The sequence below is a fragment of the Pseudomonas sp. H1h genome (assembly GCF_000633255.1).
GTDB lineage: Bacteria > Pseudomonadota > Gammaproteobacteria > Pseudomonadales > Pseudomonadaceae > Aquipseudomonas.
Map to the genome: position 1 here is coordinate 1 of NZ_AYMJ01000016.1, position 16967 is coordinate 16967.

The following is a 16967-nucleotide window of genomic DNA, read 5'->3' on the forward strand; positions in this document are numbered from 1 at the left end:
GACTGCTTGGCGGCTTTGATTACAGCGGCGGGTTCGGTCTTGGCGCGGGCGCGGTACTCGTCCCAGGTCCAGCCCGCCGGCAGGTAACCGTTGAGTGGGTCGTGGGCGCTGGTCTGGTCGGTGACCATGTCCGGACGCACGCCGCGCTTGACCAGTTCCGGCAGAATTTCTGCGGCGTTACCCAGCAGCGCGATGGAGATCGCCTTGCCTTCTTGGGTGTATTTGGCGATGCGCGCCAGGGCGTCGTCGAGGTCTTTGGCCTGCTCGTCGACGTAGCGGCTTTTCAGGCGGAAATCGATGCTCACCTGCTGGCATTCGATGTTCAGCGAGCAGGCACCGGCCAATGTTGCAGCCAGTGGCTGGGCGCCGCCCATGCCGCCGAGGCCGGCAGTCAGCACCCACTTGCCGGTGAGGTTGTCGTTGTAGTGCTGGCGACCGGCTTCGACGAAGGTTTCATAGGTGCCCTGGACGATGCCCTGGCTGCCGATGTAGATCCAGCTGCCAGCGGTCATCTGGCCGTACATGGCCAGGCCTTTGGCGTCGAGTTCGTTGAAGTGTTCCCAACTCGCCCAGTGCGGCACCAGGTTGGAGTTGGCGATCAGCACGCGTGGGGCGTTGGCGTGGGTCTTGAACACGCCGACCGGCTTGCCGGATTGCACCAGCAGGGTCTCGTCGTCGTTCAGATGGGTCAGGCTCTCGACGATCTTGTCGTAGCACTCCCAGTTACGTGCGGCGCGACCGATACCACCGTAAACCACCAGCTCTTTCGGGTTCTCGGCCACTTCTGGGTCGAGGTTGTTCATCAGCATGCGCAGCGGCGCTTCGGTCAGCCAGCTCTTGGCGGTCAGCGTGTTGCCGCGCGATGCACGAATTTCGACGTCACGATACTTCGTAGGTTTCTGGGTATTGTCAGTCACGAAAAAGACTCCTCAGCGATCAATTCAAACCAACCCTGGCGGTGGGCAAGCGGCTTGTGCACTTCAATGCGCGACAAGCGAATCAGGGACGCTGCGGAGAACCTCTGACGACTCATACGCATACGTCTTTACTTGTACATACAAGCATATGCAATCGCGCGGCCAACTTGTTGAAGAGCGCCCCGGGATAAATTGCGGGCAGGGCTGAAGACCGCCTGACACAAGGGTTGTGGCGCTGATGAAAATTTTTGCGGGGGTGCATGAAGGATGTGAACAGCGGCTACGAAAGCGTGGTTTTGCGCCACGCTGGGGCGTTCGGTAACAAGTTGGTGCGAGAAGGGAAACAGTCAGTGTGAATGCCATTGTGGCGAGGGCGCTTGCTCCCTCGCCACAGGGTTTTGCGCATAAAAATCAGCGTGCAGTCAACTCGATCACGCAGCATGCGGCATTGGTGGAGACTTCAACCAATCCGGCATTACCGTCCAGTTGCACACAATCATGCCGACCGAGCTGTGCAGTGCTGTCGTCGACCTGCACATGCAGCAGCTCACCGACACTGAACACCAGCAGCGTCCCCGCCGAGCTGAAAAACCGTTGCTCACCCTCCAGCCACTGCAACCGTGCGCTGTAACGCTGCGGCGCATAGATCAGGTTGAAATCGCGGATCGCCCCGCCGAGCAAGGTGCAGGACACCTGGCTCTCGCCGCTGAACGCAAACGGGTCCAGAGGTAACAGCGGGCGCGTGTCATCACCGTCGACGCACAGGGTCATGCCATCGCCCTGCAACACGGTGATCACTCGCTGATACCCGGCAAAAGTCGAAAAGCCGCCGGACTCGGCGATGTCGGCAATCGACAGGCGCCAACCGAAACCATCAAGGCCGGCGCCCGCGTCACGGGTGATTTCTTCGGTGCTGCCGCCGCCGTTTTTCCACGGCATGCGTGGGTAGCCTTCGGCGCGTAAAACCTTCAACTCTTTCATTTGTGGAACCGACCTTCCAGACGATGACGGGAACCGGGATGGATCAGACGCGCAGCGGTCACCGGCTGACGCCCCGACCAGGTACGACGGCGGATCAACAGGCACGGCTCGCCTTTTTCAATCTGCAGCAACTTGCACTCGGACGGCTCGGCGAGGATCGCTTCGACCACATGCTCGCCTTCGGTCAGCGGCGCCACCTGGTTCAGATAGGCGTATGGAGTCTGCAGGGTGAAGTCCTGCTTGAGGTATTCCGGGGCGACCAGCGCGTTGACGAAACGGTCTTCGATTTGCACCGGAATGTCGTTCTCGTAATGCACGATCAGCGAGTGGAACACCTTCTGCCCTTCGCGCATGTCCAGCGCCAGTGCGCGCTCGGAACCGGCAGCCTCTTCTTCGAGGGTGATCACCTGACAGGTGTGGCGATGACCACGGGAGGCGATTTCGTCGGCGATGTTGTGCACCTCGAACAGCGCAGACTGGCTTTTTGGTTCGGCGACGAACGTACCGACGCCCTGCATGCGCACCAGCAGGCCGTCGGCGGTCATCTCGCGCAAGGCCCGGTTGATGGTCATGCGACTGAAACCGAGTTGATTGACCAGCTCGCTTTCCGACGGCACGCGATAGTGCGGCGGCCAGTTACCACTGTCGATCTGCTGGGTGATCATCTGCTTGACGCGAGCGTACAAGGGCGCCGGACTGTCGCCCATGTTCGCGGCCAACGGGGAGACTGGAGGCGGAGTCGGCACGGTTGATCCCTGTTTTCTGGATGAAGGTTGCTAGCTTGCCGGAGTTTACCGGGCAGGCAAACGTCTGTATATGTATATACAAATAACACACGATGGGGTGCTGAACCATGTCCGCCTTCTTTGCCGAACGCGCGCTGCTGCCTAACGGATGGGCCAACAATGTACGTCTTGAGGTCAGCGCCGATGGCGTGTTGACCCACATCCAGGCCGATTCCACCGCAGACGGCGCCGAACGGCTGAGCGGTCCGCTGCTGCCGGGCATGCCCAATCTGCACTCTCACGCCTTCCAGCGTGCGATGGCGGGCCTGGCGGAAGTGGCCGGCAACCCCAATGACAGTTTCTGGACCTGGCGTGACCTGATGTATCGGCTCGTCGGAAAAATCAGCCCGGAGCAGCTCGGCGTGATCGCCCGTCAGCTGTACATCGAGATGCTCAAGGCTGGATACACCTCGGTTGCCGAATTCCATTACGTGCATCACGACCACAACGGCCAGCCCTACGCTGACCCGGCTGAACTGGCGCTGCGCATCAGCCAGGCCGCGAGTGACAGCGGCATCGGTCTGACCCTGCTGCCGGTGCTCTACAGCCACTCGGGTTTTGGCGGCCAGACGCCGAATGAAGGACAGCGCCGCTTCATCAACAGCACCGAAAACTACCTGAAGCTGCAATCGCGCCTGCAACCTTTGCTGGCGCAGCAAAAGGCGCAATCGCTGGGACTGTGCTTCCACTCGTTGCGCGCGGTCACCCCGCAGCAGATCAGCGAAGTGCTCGCGGCCAGCGACAAACAGTGCCCGGTGCACATTCACATCGCCGAACAGCAGAAGGAAGTCGATGACTGCCTGAGCTGGAGCGGTCGCCGTCCGTTGCAATGGCTCTACGAAAACACCGAGGTCGATCAGCGCTGGTGCCTGGTTCACGCCACGCACGCCAACCCGGAAGAAGTCACGCTGATGGCCAGGAGTCGCGCCATCGCCGGCCTGTGCCTGACCACCGAAGCCAACCTTGGCGACGGGATTTTCCCGGCGGTGGATTTCCTCGCGCAGGGCGGGCGCATGGGTATCGGTTCCGACAGTCATGTGTCGCTCAGCGTGGTCGAGGAATTGCGCTGGCTGGAATACGGTCAGCGTCTGCGTGATCAGCGGCGCAATCGCTTGTATGGCGCGGATCAGCCGATGGTCGGGCGCACGCTGTATGACGCGGCGCTGGAGGGCGGCGCCCAGGCACTGGGGCAGCCGATTGGCGCGCTGGAAGTAGGCAAGCGCGCGGACTGGATCGTGCTCGATGGCAATGATCCGTATCTGGCGACAGCCAATGGTGACGGGATTTTGAATCGCTGGTTGTTTGCCGGTGGTGATCGCCAGGTGCGCGATGTGCTGGTCAACGGCCAGTGGGTGGTGCGCGATGGCCGGCATGCTGGCGAAGAGGACAGCGCCCGCGCCTTCACCCAGGTTCTGCGCGAACTTCTGGGCTGACCCAAAACAAAATGTGGGAGCGGGCTTGCTCGCGAAAGCGGTGTATCAGTCAACATTTTCGTTAACTGAAACACCCTTCGCGAGCAAACCTGCTCCCACATTTTTGATTTGTGGCGATGCTTAGTTCGAGGTCTTGGCCATCTGCCGATCCGACGCCCGCCAGATCAGTCGCGTGGTGTCGTAACCTTGCTGCCGGGCCTTGCTCAGCAGCTCTTCACGCACCACACCGTTGACGGTCGGCGTGCGCGACAGCAGCCACATGTACTTGCGGCTCGGGTCGCCGACGATGGCGGTCTTGTAGTCATCGCTGACGTACAACACCCAGTATTCGCCTTTCGCCACACCCGGAATCAGCCGCGAGAACCAGGTATCGAACTCGACCCACAACTTGTCGGTCTTGCCCGGCACTTGTGGATAAGCCGTGCCCTTGACCTCTTCCCATTGCCAGTCCGCAGTCAGGCAGCGATTGAGCACATCGACGTTGCCATCCGGCTTGAGCGAGTAATGCGCTTCGGATTGCGCGCAATCGCGCTGGAAGTACATCGGCAGGCGCGCCAGTTCGTACCAGGTGCCCTGGTAACGCTTGAGGTTGACGCTGTGAGCTGTCTTGGGCGCCAGCGGATCTTCACCGTGTGTGGCGCAGCCGGCCAGTACCAGGCCGGCAAAAAAGACAAACAATAACCGCTTCATTATTTTTCTCCCGTGGGCGCGTAGCCCCGGTTTACTTCAGGCCTTGGCCGGAAAACATCAACACTTTGTCACCGGCGTACTGCACGCTGATAAAGCTTTTCTGGTCGCCCCAGGTACAACTGGACATGCCGAGCGCACCCGAACAGTCGGTGGGTTTGCCGAGCAGCGTCTCAACTTCGGCCTTGGCCATGCCGGCCGAAAGCCTGGAATAGTTTTCCTGGTTGACCTTGCTGCACGCGGCCAACAGCACGCAAAAGGTCAGAAGGGCGATAGATCGCAGCGACATGAAGTAACTCCTGGAGCGGAAGGGGGATGGCATGGCGCCAACCAGAAGCTTAGAAGAGAAAACCCTTGTCTGGTTCCCCACGCGGGTGGCTATTTATTGCTCCGCTCGTCTGGCATTTACCGGCAAATCAGCGACTTTTTGCCGCTATTGAGCATTTCGTCGCATTTCACAAAAACCGCCTAATCTTTGGCGCGCCGCGGTCGAAATAAGAGCAGCGCAAAGCCCCCGAGTGTGGCAAATTGCCGCCCTTTCTCGACCAGCCCCTTCGCGGTAGTTCATTCGATGACCAGAAACATGAAATTCAGCCACAAGATCTTGTTGGCTGCCGCCCTCGTGGTGGCCGTTGCGTTCGCCTGTTTCATTTTCTTCAACGACTATCGACAACGCGAAGCCCTGAGCAGCAGCACTGAAGCTTCGATGCAGGAACTGGGCAGCCTGACCACCAGCAACATCCAGACCTGGCTGGAGAGCCGCATCCAGTTGCTGCAGTCGCTGTCACAGCAAGTCGCCGCCGACGGCAGCGCACCCGCCAGCCTGAAACGCATCATCGACCTGCCCGCCTACACCGGCAATTTCCAGCTCAGCTACTTCGGTGGAGCCGACGGCGTGATGTTCTCGGTGCCTGCCGGCAACCGCGCGCCGGACTATGACCCGCGTGCGCGCGGCTGGTACAAGGCGGCCAACAGCGCCCAGCAGACCATCGTCACCGAACCCTACATCGCCGCCTCGTCGGGCAAACTGGTGATCACCGTCGCCACCCCGGTACAGCGCCAGGGCCAGATGATTGGTGTGGCCGGTGCGGACATCGACCTGACCAGTGTCAGCGCGATTATCAACTCGCTGAACTTCGGCGGCCACGGCCACGCGTTCATTGTCAGCAGCGAGGGCAAGATCCTGATCCACCCGGACAGCAAACTGGTGCTCAAGACCCTCGCCGAGGCCTACCCGAACGGCGCGCCGAAAGTCAGCCCCGGTTTGAAAGAAGTCGAGTTCGACGGCAAGACCCAACTGGTCTCGTTCACCCGCGTCAACGGCGTGCCATCGGCTGACTGGTATGTGGCGCTGGTGCTGGATAAAGACACCGCATTCTCGATGCTCAGCGAATTCCGCACCTCGGCGCTGATCGCCATGGTGATTGCCGTAGTGATCATCATCGCCCTGCTCGGCATGCTGATCCGCGTGCTGATGCAACCGCTGCTCACCATGGGTCGCGCCATGCACGACATCGCTGAAGGTGAAGGCGATCTGACCAAACGTCTGGTGATTCACGGCCACGACGAGTTCGGCGCGCTGGGCCTGTCGTTCAACCGCTTCGTCGAGCGCATTCACACCTCGATCCGCGAGGTGTCCTCGGCCACCGGCCAGGTCAACGAAGTGGCCCTGCGCGTGGTCGCGGCCTCGAACTCGTCGATGTACAACTCCGACCAGCAGGCCAGCCGCACCAATAGCGTGGCCGCGGCGATCAACCAGCTCGGCGCCGCCGCCCAGGAAATCGCCCAGAACGCCGCCCTTGCCTCGCAACACTCAAGCGATGCGCGCAGCCTGGCAGTCGACGGTCAGCAGGTTGTGGATAAAACCATCCACGCCATGCAGCAGTTGTCGGCAAAAATCAGCGACTCCTGCGGCAACATCGAAACCCTCAACAGCAACACGGTGAACATCGGCCAGATTCTGGAAGTGATCACCAGCATCTCGCAACAGACCAACCTGCTGGCACTCAACGCCGCGATTGAAGCAGCACGTGCCGGTGAAGCCGGACGTGGTTTCGCCGTGGTCGCTGACGAAGTGCGCAACCTCGCACACCGTACCCAGGACTCGGCCCAGCAAGTGCAGAAGATGATCGAAGAACTGCAGGTCGGCGCACGACAGGCGGTAAGCATCATGACCGAGAGCCAACGCGAGAGCGAAAGCAGCGTCGGCATCGCCAACCAGGCCGGCGAGCGCCTGGGCAGCGTGACCCAGCGCATTGGCGAGATCGACGGGATGAACCAGTCGGTGGCCACCGCAACTGAAGAGCAGACTGCCGTGGTCGAGTCGATCAACGTCGATATCAACGAGATCAACACGCTGAATCAGGAAGGCGTGGAGAACCTGCAGGCGACCTTGCGCGCATGCTCGGATCTGGAGCAGCAGGCGGCGCGGTTGAAGCAGTTGGTGGGCAGTTTCAGGATTTAAGGCGCAGCCACTGACCCCTTCGCGAGCAGGCTCGCTCCCACAAGTGAAATGCATTTCAAAGTGGGAGCGAGCCTGCTCGAAGAGGGATGCCGCAATGAAAATTTAGAACCTGGAACCCGGTTCGGAAAGAAACACCAACTCCTCAGCCGTAGACTCCCGCCCCAACACCGCATTGCGATGCGGAAACCTGCCAAATCGCGCAATCACTCTCTGATGCCGCTCGGCATACTCCAGATTGTCGGCAAACACCGCCCTCTCCCCTTCCGGTTGTTCAGCCACCAGCTCGATATATCTGGACACCGCCTCGTTCTGCACCGCGAGGTTTTCGCAGTGTTCGAACACCAGATAAATGAATACGCGCTGGATCGGCTTCAATTGCCGGTCGAAGTCCGCCGCAATGCCTTGCGCGACGAGCTTCTGCGCGCGCAGATCACCGGAAAACGCTTTGGGGGAGTCGCGAAAGATCATTCGCGGCAGTTGATCGAGCAGCAGCACCACGGCCAGCCAACCTTCGGGACGTTGCGTCCACTCGGTCAATTCGCCGGCCAGGGCCTGATCGACAAAGACCCCGAAACGCTCACGCGCTTCGAGGTCTTGGCTGTCTCGCTTACCGAACCACAACTTGCCCTTGTCAGCCGATATCTCGTCGGGTGATTCGGCGTGTCCGAACCACCAGTCGAGCAACGGCTGCCAGGGCGCGTTCATGGTTTATTCCTTGTGGTAGGCCGTAGCGCGAGCGACTTCTTCTTTCGAACCAAGGAACACCGCTACGCGCTGGTGCAGGCCTTCAGGCTGAATGTCGAGGATGCGCTGGTGACCGTCGGTGGACGCGCCGCCCGCTTGTTCCACCAGGAACGACATCGGGTTGGCTTCGTACATCAGACGCAGTTTGCCCGGCTTGGAGGGCTCGCGGCTGTCACGTGGGTACATGAACAGACCGCCACGGGTCAGGATGCGGTGCACGTCGGCCACCATCGCGGCAACCCAACGCATGTTGTAGTTCTTTTTCAGCGGACCCTCTTCGCCGGCCAGCAGTTCGCTGACGTAGCGTTGTACCGGGGCTTCCCAGTGGCGCTGGTTGGACATGTTGATCGCAAATTCCTGAGTCGATTCAGGAATGGTGATGTCTTCGTGGGTCAGGACGAAGCTGCCCATTTCGCGGTCCAGGGTGAAGCCTTTGACGCCGTCACCGAGGGTCAGCACCAGCATGGTCTGTGGGCCGTAGATCGCGTAACCGGCAGCCACTTGCTGGGTGCCTGGCTGCAGGAAGGCTTTTTCGTTCAGCGGCTCGTTCTGGCTCAGGTATTCGTTCGGGCAACGCAGTACCGAGAAAATGGTGCCGACCGGGGCGTTGATGTCGATGTTCGACGAGCCGTCCAGTGGGTCGAAAACCAGCAGGTACGCGCCTTTCGGGTATTTGCCCGGGATCTGGTAGGCATTGTCCATTTCTTCGGACGCCATGCCGGCCAGGTGACCGCCCCATTCGTTGGCTTCGAGCAGGATTTCGTTCGACAGGACGTCGAGCTTCTTCTGCACTTCGCCTTGGACGTTTTCAGTGCCCATGCTGCCCAGAACACCACCCAGGGCGCCTTTGGACACGGCGTGGCTGATCTCTTTGCAGGCACGCGCCACCACTTCGATCAGGAAGCGCAGATCGGCAGGAGTGTTATTGCTGCGGGTCTGCTCAATCAAATAGCGACTCAGGGTAACGCGGGACATGGACGGCTCCGGTGGAATGGGGGGCTAAAAACCCGCGCAGTTTACAGGGAGTCTGAAAACGTAGCGAGCGATGACGCCCGGTAACGTGCATTGGGGCGCAATTGCTTCTATCAGACGTGATCAGGCCTGGAGAGTTCAGGCACCGGATTCAGCGTAGTTCGAATCGGGACGGGTGGTGCATGGCGCACTGCGTCCGGTCAGAAATTTTGTTGCCTGACCGGACACCTTCGCGAGCAAGCCCGCTCCCACAGGGGATCTCGATTGAACACAAACCTTATGCCCACTGAAGATCTCCTGTGGGAGCGGGCTTGCTCGCGAATGGCGCGCAGCGCCAGCCATTCTCAGGAGTTGGTCGGTGGCTTGCGCAACAGGCTCGCCGCCATCGCCCCGAGGAACACCACGCTCACCAACAACACCGCCCACAACCCGATTTTCTTCCAGTTGGTCTCGGCCACCGCCGTCGTGGTTGCCGGCGCAGCCTGCGTGGCAACCACTTCACCCTGCACTGTCGCCTTGCCCAGCGTTGCGAGTTTCTCCGGTTTGAAATCCGGAATCAGCGTGGTCAGCGGCAGGTTAGCCGTTTTCACACTCGGGTTGCCCAACGCCAGGCTGTAAGGCCCTTCGCCGCGCGCGAGGAAAATCACCTGCGTCGCCCGCACCGCGTATTTCAGGCCAGGTGCCTGCTCGCCCAGGCCACCGCCGCGCTCATCCACGCTCAGTTTCAGCTGCTGCACGGTTTGCCCGTACAACTGCAATTCGTTCTGCACCACGTCCTGACCATTCTGGGTCAGGCGATACAGCAAACCGTTGCTCAGGGTCTGCCACGGCAGGCTGCTCTCGCGCCGGCCTGCGAGAGTAACCGGGGCCAGGCTGTTCGGTTGCGTGAGTTCAACCTGCACCCGCTCGACGTTCAGCCCCATCGGCAACTGCCAGGTGTATTCGCCGGCCTTGGTGCTGCTGCCGGCCAGCGCTTGCGACCAGACCAACGGCAGCGGCACGTTGCGCGGATCACTGCTTTTCAGTTGTGCCGACGTCAGGGTCGGCGCCGACGTCGGCGCATCCCACAGCAGACGCAGATACCGCGCCGGTTGCCCCGGCAGCGCCACTTCGTGCTGTTCGATACGCTCATCGGAAAAGGTCAGCCGCGCAACCTGCCCTTCGCCCCACGCCTGCCAGTGCTGCAAGTCATCACTGGCCTCGATGCTGAAGCGCTGGAAGCCATCGCGCTCGCTGGTCCAGTCGAGGATCAACTGCTGCAACGGCGCCTTGATTGCACTGGCGTCGAGCAGCCAGCCACGCAGCACTTCTTCACCAGCCTCCAGTTGGCTGGACGGCTGCACTTCCACCAGCGTGCCGGTGGTGGTCGATTGCACGCGTACGTTCGGCGCGCGCTCGCTGGCGTCGGCGGCGTTGTACAGCGGGAACCACTTCACCTCATGCAACTGACCGTCGTCGCGGGTCTGCGCCGATTCGCGGGCCAGGGCGTAGGCTTGCGGTTCGCCGGCGGCGTTGAACACCCGCAGGTCGCTCAGATCGGTCTGGCGTGCCTGCAATTGCGCGCTCAATGGCAGTTCGAGGCGATACCAGGGGCCATTGCCACTCACCGCCAACGGCACCTGCGTGGCAAAGTCCGTCGGTTTTTCCTGGGCGCCGGCAGCCATCACCACGCCCAGCGCCAACCACCCCAGATTCAGCATGCGACTCAAGATGAAACTCCTTCGGTGTCCGGGACGGGCTTGTCCGCCGCCGGTCCGGCTTCGACGCGTTTGGGCGGCAGCGGCGCAAAGTAGCCCACCACCAGCAGCAACACGCCGACGCCGATAAACGAGACGATCCGGGCGAGGCCGCCACGGTTGCTCAATTCGACAAAAACCAGTTTCGCCACCACCAGCGCAATCAGCGCCGCGCCGATCAGCCACACCTCGCGCCGATGACGCAAATGCCCGCCGATCATCAGGCCCAGCGCCATCAGCGTCCAGACGATGGATAACCCGGCCTGCACCAGCATCGATTCGAGCAGCAGATCCAGCTCGAACGGAATCCCCGCCCAATGGTGCGCGGCGCGGGTCACCAGCGCGGTGCACAAGGCGAACAGCGAAACCCCGGCAACCAACTGCGTGGCGTACTCGGCGTAATCCTTGCGCAGCGCAAACTGCGTCACGGCATGGCGTGACCACACATATACCCCGAACAGGGCGAACAGCAGGCCCAATTCCAGCGGGTTGATCAACGGCACGTACGGCAGCGGTTCGGCGTTGCCGTCGCTGACGCCGTTGGCCAGCCAGAACCACGCCAGCATCAGCACCGCCAAGGGCGCTGCGGCGTACAAGCGATATTCGCGAGGGAACGCTGCCACCGGCCACGGCCAGTTGCGTGGAGCCGCCGCCAACAACAGATACAGGCTCGGCAGGATCGCCCAGCCCAGCCAGCGCCAGGCGTTGTATTGCTCGGACAACAGCAGCAGGCCGTAGCGCAACTCCAGCGCCAGCACGCCGATCAGCAGCCAGCAGCCGAGCACATGCGCCGCGCTCAAGGCCCGTGCCGGCAGCATCGGCGCCAGTCGCCGCAAGCTGAAGAAGTGCACGACAAACACCAGTGCCCACGCCAGCCAGCCGACATTCGCCGCCGGGTGATAACGCGGATGCCACGCCGCCAGCAGCACCAGGCCCGCTGCCGGAATCAGCAAGGTGCACAGCAGACCCAGCGCCGGCCATTTCAGGCGCAGCGACAGCAGTGTCCACAACGCCACGCTCAATGCGGCGACCAGCAGCAACAGCGTCGCCTGCAAGTTCAGTGGCGCAAATCGCAGCACTTCGCTGACCCACGCCAGCGCCCACCATCCGCCTCCCCACACCAGCAGCACTTCAGACAGGCGCTGCAAACCCAGCACATCGAAGGCCGAGGCATGATTGCCCCGTTGCAGGCGCCAGGCGCCGATCATGGCGGCCAGCCCCAGCACCAGCGGCGTCCAGAAGCCGCCATGGGCCAGCGGTCGCAAACCTTCGCTGGACAGCGGCCCGAGCAACTCGGGACCGGCGAGCAAAAACGCCGCGCCGCCGATCAACTGCAACAACAAGCCGAAGACAAAACTCACGCGCTGCTTGAGGTACAGGCTCAGCCAGATGATCAACAACCCGCTGGCCGCCCACACCGCGCTCGCGGTTTGCCACGGCAACACGAACAGCACCGCCAGATTGATCAGCACCAAGCCTGCCAACAGCACCACCGACAAACCACGCAGCAGACGCACATCGCCGCGCACCATTTCGTCACGCGCCGCCAGCAGCATGCCGGCGATCAGCGCCAGGCCAATCAACGACGCGCTGAGCAAGCCGCTCCAGCCGGCGCTGAACACTGCTGCCGAATCCTCGCCCGCACCCTGCAGACGCAACAGGAACAACGCACCACCGAGCAACTGCACGGCAAATGCCGTGAACAGGAACGTGCGTGATTGCAGGCGCAGGCCGGCAAACAACGTCACCAGCCCGGCCAGCGCCCAACTGATCGCCGTGGCCTGAACAAAGAAGAACAGCGGCGCCAGCAGGTACAGGAAGGTCAGGCCCAAAGCCGCCAGCACCGGAAGGCCTTGGCGCTCCCACGGCGAAGCTTGCTCCGGCGCGGCCTTGCGCAGTTGATAGAAACTGAACAGCAACGCGATGCCGAGCATCAATGCGCCCAACGGTGCGCCATCGAACAGACTGCTTTCGCCGACGCGCAACTGACTGAGAAACGCCAGTGCCGAACCCAGTTGCAGCAGCAAGGCAAACGCCCGGGCGAACGGCCGCTGCTGACGCAGGCCGAGCCAGAAAATCCCCGCGCCTTCCACCGCCCAGGCCGCTGACGTCCAGCGCGCATCGAGGCCGAGCGGGATCGCCAGGCTGGCGAAAATCACTCCCAGCGCCAGACAGGTTTCGCCCAGCAACAAGGCACGACCGCCCATCAGTAAACGGGCCAGGCCCATGTAGATCACGCCCAGCGCCAGTGCGCTGAATGCGGCGGCGAACTCCAGATGCTGCACCAGCGCAAACTGCAGACCGAAACCCACGATCGGCGGCCCGAACAGCATCGTGCCGTCGACGTAATCGCCCTTGCGTGCTGACCAGTGCAGCAGCGCCTCGCGGTCGCCGTCCGCCGGCGCGTCGGGCATGTCGAGCAACTTGCGCCGGGCGAACAGCAGGCCGATGGCCAGGTACATCAGGAAGAACAGAATCAGGAACGGCTCGGTGCTCCACAACAGCTCAGGCGCATACGAACGCAGCCCCCAGGCGAAACCGATACCGAAAGTGCCGACGAAGCCGATCAGGTTGAGCAGGCGCCAGGCCTTGAACCAGGCAATGGCGAGAATGCCGGCGTTGAGCAGCGCGAAATAGCTGAACAGCGCGACATGGTTGCCCTCCCCCGTCGAGGTCAGGATCGGCGCGGCGAAACCGCCCAATGCCGCAGCAGCGGCCAGCCCCAGCGCATCCTGAGTGATGGCAAGGATCGCCGAAAACACCGTCACGGCCACCAACAGTCCCAGCGCGGCGGATGGGTCGAGCAACGGGTGCAGGCGCATCGCCGCAAACACCGTCAGGTACAGCACCGCGATCCCGGTGCCCTGCAAAATCAGCGCATAACTGCTGTTGCGTCGACGCAGCCACCAGCCCAGCGCCAGCAGGGCCAATGCAGCGGCCGCGACACCGGCATACCGCAATTCGATCGGCACCACCATGCCTTCAGTGGCGTAGCGCAACAGGAAGGCCAGACCGAAGAACAACAGCACCACGCCGACCCGCAACACAGTATTGCCGCCGAACAGCCAGTTGCGCGCGGCGCGGATACCACGCTCGATGAGGTTCGGGCCACGGGGTTCGGCGGGTTGCGCAGGTTTTGCAGGCTCGTCGGTGATTGCGTCCAGATGCCAGACATCGGCCGGTAGCGGCTGGCTGGTTTCGCTGGCGACGGTGGAGATCGGTTCGAATTCGGGTGGCAGTTCCCAGACCAATTCCGGCGCTGCGGCAGCTTCGGCGATGTCGACGGGCTCGCTGAGCGGTTCCGCATCTGCCGGTGGCACCGCGTGAGAGGGGGAGCCTTCCAGCAGATACAGGCGCTGCGCGACGCCTTGCAAGGCCACCTTCGTCTGCTCAAGTTGGCGCTGTTGCTCCGCCGCCTGCGAGCCTAGCCGGGCGATGCGCAGCGTTTGCCCGATCGCCAGTCCGAGCAATGCACCCAGCAGCGCGGCGCTGAACGACTCATCGAGCAGCCAGCCGAGCAGCAGCCCGATCAACATGAACATCCATTGCATGGTCGATATCCCTGAGCAGCCCCGAGGCGGGGCAATCCCGGCAATTGCTTCAGTCTAGGCTCACTCCTACATTGGATTGGCGGTGATTGAGGCTGCCGGTAACCGGCGCTCAGTATATCGATCCGGCCCAACAAACGTTGGGCCTTGCGCATATTTGTTGCAGAAAATTACTCCAGTGCCTTCCAGATGTCGGTGGCGTACTCGCGAATGGTCCGGTCGGAGGAGAACCAGCCCATCCGCGCCGTGTTGAGCACTGCCGAGCGCCACCAATTGTTGGAGTCGTGCCAGTGCGCGTCGACGCGTTTTTGCGCTTCCCAGTAGGAGTCAAAGTCGGCGCAGACCAGGAAGCGGTCGTAGTCCACCAACGAATCGATCAGCCCGGTATAACGCGACGTATCGTCCGGCGAGAACACGCCGCTGCGAATCGCTTGCAGCACATCGTTCAGACGATGAGACGCGGCGATATCCGGCGCGGCGCTGAATTCGTAGTTCTGCTTGCGCGCTTCAACCTGCTGCGCGCTGAGACCGAAAATGAACATGTGTTCCGCACCGATGCGCTCACACATTTCCACGTTGGCGCCATCGAGGGTGCCAATAGTCAGCGCGCCGTTGAGGCCGAACTTCATGTTGCTGGTGCCCGAGGCTTCGAACCCGGCAGTGGAAATCTGCTCGGACAAGTCCGCCGCCGGAATGATGCTCTCGGCCAGGCTGACGTTGTAGTTGGGCAAAAACACCACTTTGAGCAGGCCGCGCACGGTCGGGTCGTTATTCACCACCCGAGCAATGTCGTTCGTCAGTTTGATGATCAGTTTGGCCTGGTGATAACTGGCAGCCGCCTTGCCGGCGAAGATCTTCACCCGGGGCACCCAGTCGACCTCAGGCTCGGCGCGAATCGCCTGATACAGCGCCACGGTGTGCATCAGGTTGAGCAACTGACGTTTGTATTCGTGGATCCGTTTGACCTGCACATCAAACATCGCAGCCGGATTGACCGCGATCCCCAGCCGCTCGTGAATCAGATAGGCCAGAGCCTTTTTGCTGTGCAGGCGCTGCTCGGCGAAGGCTTTGCGGAACGCGGGTTTCTCGGCGAACGGCTGTAGATCGAGCAAGCGCTCTTCGGGGTTGTCCAGCAGGTCCGGCCCCAGCGCATCGACCAGCATCGAGGTCAACTCAGAGTTCGCCTGATACAGCCAGCGCCGGAAGGTGATGCCGTTGGTTTTGTTGTTGATCCGCTCCGGGTAGAGCTTGTGCAGTTCGGCAAATACAGTCTTGCGCATCAGCTGCGTGTGCAGCCCGGACACGCCGTTGACGCTGTGCGAACCGAGAAACGCGAGGTTGCCCATGCGTACCCGACGACCGTTGTCCTCTTCGATCAGCGACACCGCGCGCAATACGTCGAAGTCATGAATACCCTTGGCCCGCAGCGAATCGATGTGCTGGGCGTTGATCAGATAGATGATCTGCATGTGCCGCGGCAGCATGCGCTCCATCAAGCCGACCGGCCAGGTTTCCAGCGCTTCGGGCAGCAGCGTGTGGTTGGTGTACGACAGTGTGTCGACGGTGACTTGCCACGCCGCATCCCAGGCCACGTCGTAGACATCGACCAGTTGCCGCATCAGTTCGGCGACGGCGATCGAGGGGTGGGTGTCGTTGAGCTGAATCGCCGCGTGATCGCCCAGGGTCAGCACCGAGGTGTGCATGTTGCGATGGCGGCGCAGCAAATCCTGCAGGGAGGCGGCGACGAAGAAGTATTCCTGACGCAGGCGCAGCTCCTGCCCGGCTTCGGTACTGTCGGCCGGGTAAAGCACGCGGGAAATACTTTCGGCCCGGGCCACTTCGGCGACGGCACCCAAGTGGTCACCGGCGTTGAAGCGTTCCAGGTGCAGGTCTTCCATGGCCCGCGCCCGCCAGAGGCGCAAGGTGTTCACGCTGGCCCCGCGCCAACCGACGACTGGCGTGTCGTAGGCAATTGCCCGCACGGTTTCTGCCGGCGACCAGACTTGTTTGGACTTGCCGGAAACGTCGGTGACGGTTTCGACACTGCCGCCGAAACCGATGGTGTAAACGACTTCCGGCCGCTCGAATTCCCAAGGGTTGCCGAAATCCAGCCAGTGTTCGGTTTGTTCCTGCTGCCAGCCATCGACGATGGCCTGGCGGAACAGCCCGTGTTCATAACGAATGCCGTAGCCGTGACCGGCGATGCCGAGGGTCGACATGCTTTCCATGAAGCACGCCGCCAGACGCCCGAGGCCACCGTTGCCCAGTGCCGCATCCGGCTCCAATAAGCGGATGCGCTCAAGATCGACACCCAGCTCGGTCAGCGCTTCACGGGCGACGTCGAGCAGGCCGAGGTTGCTCAGGCTGTCGTAGAGCAAGCGGCCAATGAGAAATTCCAGCGAGAGGTAATACACCCGCTTCTGGCCTTTGCGGTAGATCTGCCGGGTGTGGTCCATCCAGTGTTCGACCATGTGATCACGCGCCGCCAGGGCGATGGCCTCGAACCAGTCATGGTCGAAGGCGTGATCCGGGTCTTTGCCCACCGCGTAGGTGAGTTTGGTCAGGACGGCGTCGCGGAATGCGGCCACCTCTGCTTCGCGAACTAGTGGTTCTTGAGTCATCGATAGGACCTCGAGCGAGCGGGGAATTGTCTGAGCCTAGACGGTCTGACCGACGGTAGAGGCGCAGGTTCGGCAGTTT

The 16967-nt window shown here is 61.9% G+C and carries 12 protein-coding genes and 1 pseudogene; 3 read left to right on the plus strand and 10 right to left on the minus strand.

Features of this window, described 5'->3' with window-relative positions; all coding sequences use genetic code 11:
* From hutU to hutC, 3 genes are all read right to left on the minus strand, one after another.
* A partial coding sequence (hutU, locus tag U862_RS0113645; RefSeq protein ID WP_025110906.1) for a urocanate hydratase occupies window positions 1-917 on the minus strand: 917 nt, incomplete at its 3' end.
* Window positions 918-1328: 411 nt separating this feature from the next.
* A complete protein-coding gene (locus U862_RS0113650) occupies window positions 1329-1898 on the minus strand; it encodes a HutD family protein (RefSeq protein WP_025110907.1) in 570 nt (189 codons plus the stop codon).
* On the minus strand, window positions 1895-2605 hold the full coding sequence (gene hutC, locus U862_RS0113655) for a histidine utilization repressor (protein WP_163013658.1): 711 nt from the start codon (window positions 2603-2605) through the stop codon (window positions 1895-1897). Before hutC ends, U862_RS0113650 begins: the two co-directional genes overlap by 4 nt.
* A 146-nt stretch (window positions 2606-2751) precedes the next feature.
* Here hutC and U862_RS0113660 point away from each other — a divergent pair, with 146 nt between their 5' ends.
* Window positions 2752-4116 carry a formimidoylglutamate deiminase gene (locus tag U862_RS0113660; RefSeq protein ID WP_025110909.1) on the plus strand — a complete coding sequence of 455 codons (1365 nt, stop codon included), beginning with the start codon at window positions 2752-2754 and terminating at the stop codon, window positions 4114-4116.
* Between the two features lie 120 nt (window positions 4117-4236).
* On the opposite strand, the gene U862_RS0113665 is transcribed toward U862_RS0113660, so the two are convergent.
* Window positions 4237-4806 (minus strand): lipocalin family protein, encoded by a 570-nt coding sequence (locus U862_RS0113665; RefSeq protein WP_025110910.1) that lies wholly within the window; start codon window positions 4804-4806, stop codon window positions 4237-4239.
* 31 nt (window positions 4807-4837) lie between these two features.
* The gene (locus U862_RS0113670) at window positions 4838-5092 is read right to left on the minus strand and encodes a hypothetical protein (RefSeq protein ID WP_025110911.1); all 255 of its coding nucleotides are present in this window, start codon (window positions 5090-5092) and stop codon (window positions 4838-4840) included.
* 294 nt (window positions 5093-5386) lie between these two features.
* Between U862_RS0113670 and U862_RS31480 the strand changes: the two are divergent.
* Together U862_RS31480 and U862_RS31485 are read left to right on the plus strand one after the other, a co-directional pair.
* Window positions 5387-6409 (plus strand): annotated as a pseudogene (locus U862_RS31480) (sensor histidine kinase); the annotation flags it as partial.
* Between the two features lie 93 nt (window positions 6410-6502).
* Window positions 6503-7267: a methyl-accepting chemotaxis protein gene (locus U862_RS31485; RefSeq protein WP_371260421.1), complete on the plus strand. Its 765-nt coding sequence runs from the start codon at window positions 6503-6505 to the stop codon at window positions 7265-7267.
* A gap of 102 nt (window positions 7268-7369) precedes the next feature.
* Here the strand turns inward: U862_RS31485 and U862_RS0113680 are convergent, their stop codons facing one another.
* The 5 genes from U862_RS0113680 to U862_RS0113700 all read right to left on the minus strand — a co-directional run bounded on the left by U862_RS0113680 (window position 7370) and on the right by U862_RS0113700 (window position 16888).
* Window positions 7370-7972 carry a DUF924 family protein gene (locus U862_RS0113680; RefSeq protein WP_025110913.1) on the minus strand — a complete coding sequence of 201 codons (603 nt, stop codon included), beginning with the start codon at window positions 7970-7972 and terminating at the stop codon, window positions 7370-7372.
* A 3-nt stretch (window positions 7973-7975) separates the two neighbouring features.
* The gene (locus U862_RS0113685; RefSeq protein ID WP_025110914.1) at window positions 7976-8986 is read right to left on the minus strand and encodes a class 1 fructose-bisphosphatase; all 1011 of its coding nucleotides are present in this window, start codon (window positions 8984-8986) and stop codon (window positions 7976-7978) included.
* Between the two features lie 341 nt (window positions 8987-9327).
* Complete coding sequence (locus U862_RS0113690; protein WP_025110915.1) at window positions 9328-10692, minus strand: DUF3999 domain-containing protein; 1365 nt, start codon at window positions 10690-10692, stop codon at window positions 9328-9330.
* Complete coding sequence (locus U862_RS0113695) at window positions 10689-14270, minus strand: DUF2339 domain-containing protein (RefSeq protein WP_025110916.1); 3582 nt, start codon at window positions 14268-14270, stop codon at window positions 10689-10691. Before U862_RS0113695 ends, U862_RS0113690 begins: the two co-directional genes overlap by 4 nt.
* A gap of 167 nt (window positions 14271-14437) precedes the next feature.
* On the minus strand, window positions 14438-16888 hold the full coding sequence (locus U862_RS0113700) for a glycogen/starch/alpha-glucan phosphorylase (RefSeq protein WP_025110917.1): 2451 nt from the start codon (window positions 16886-16888) through the stop codon (window positions 14438-14440).
* Window positions 16889-16967: the final 79 nt, after the last annotated feature.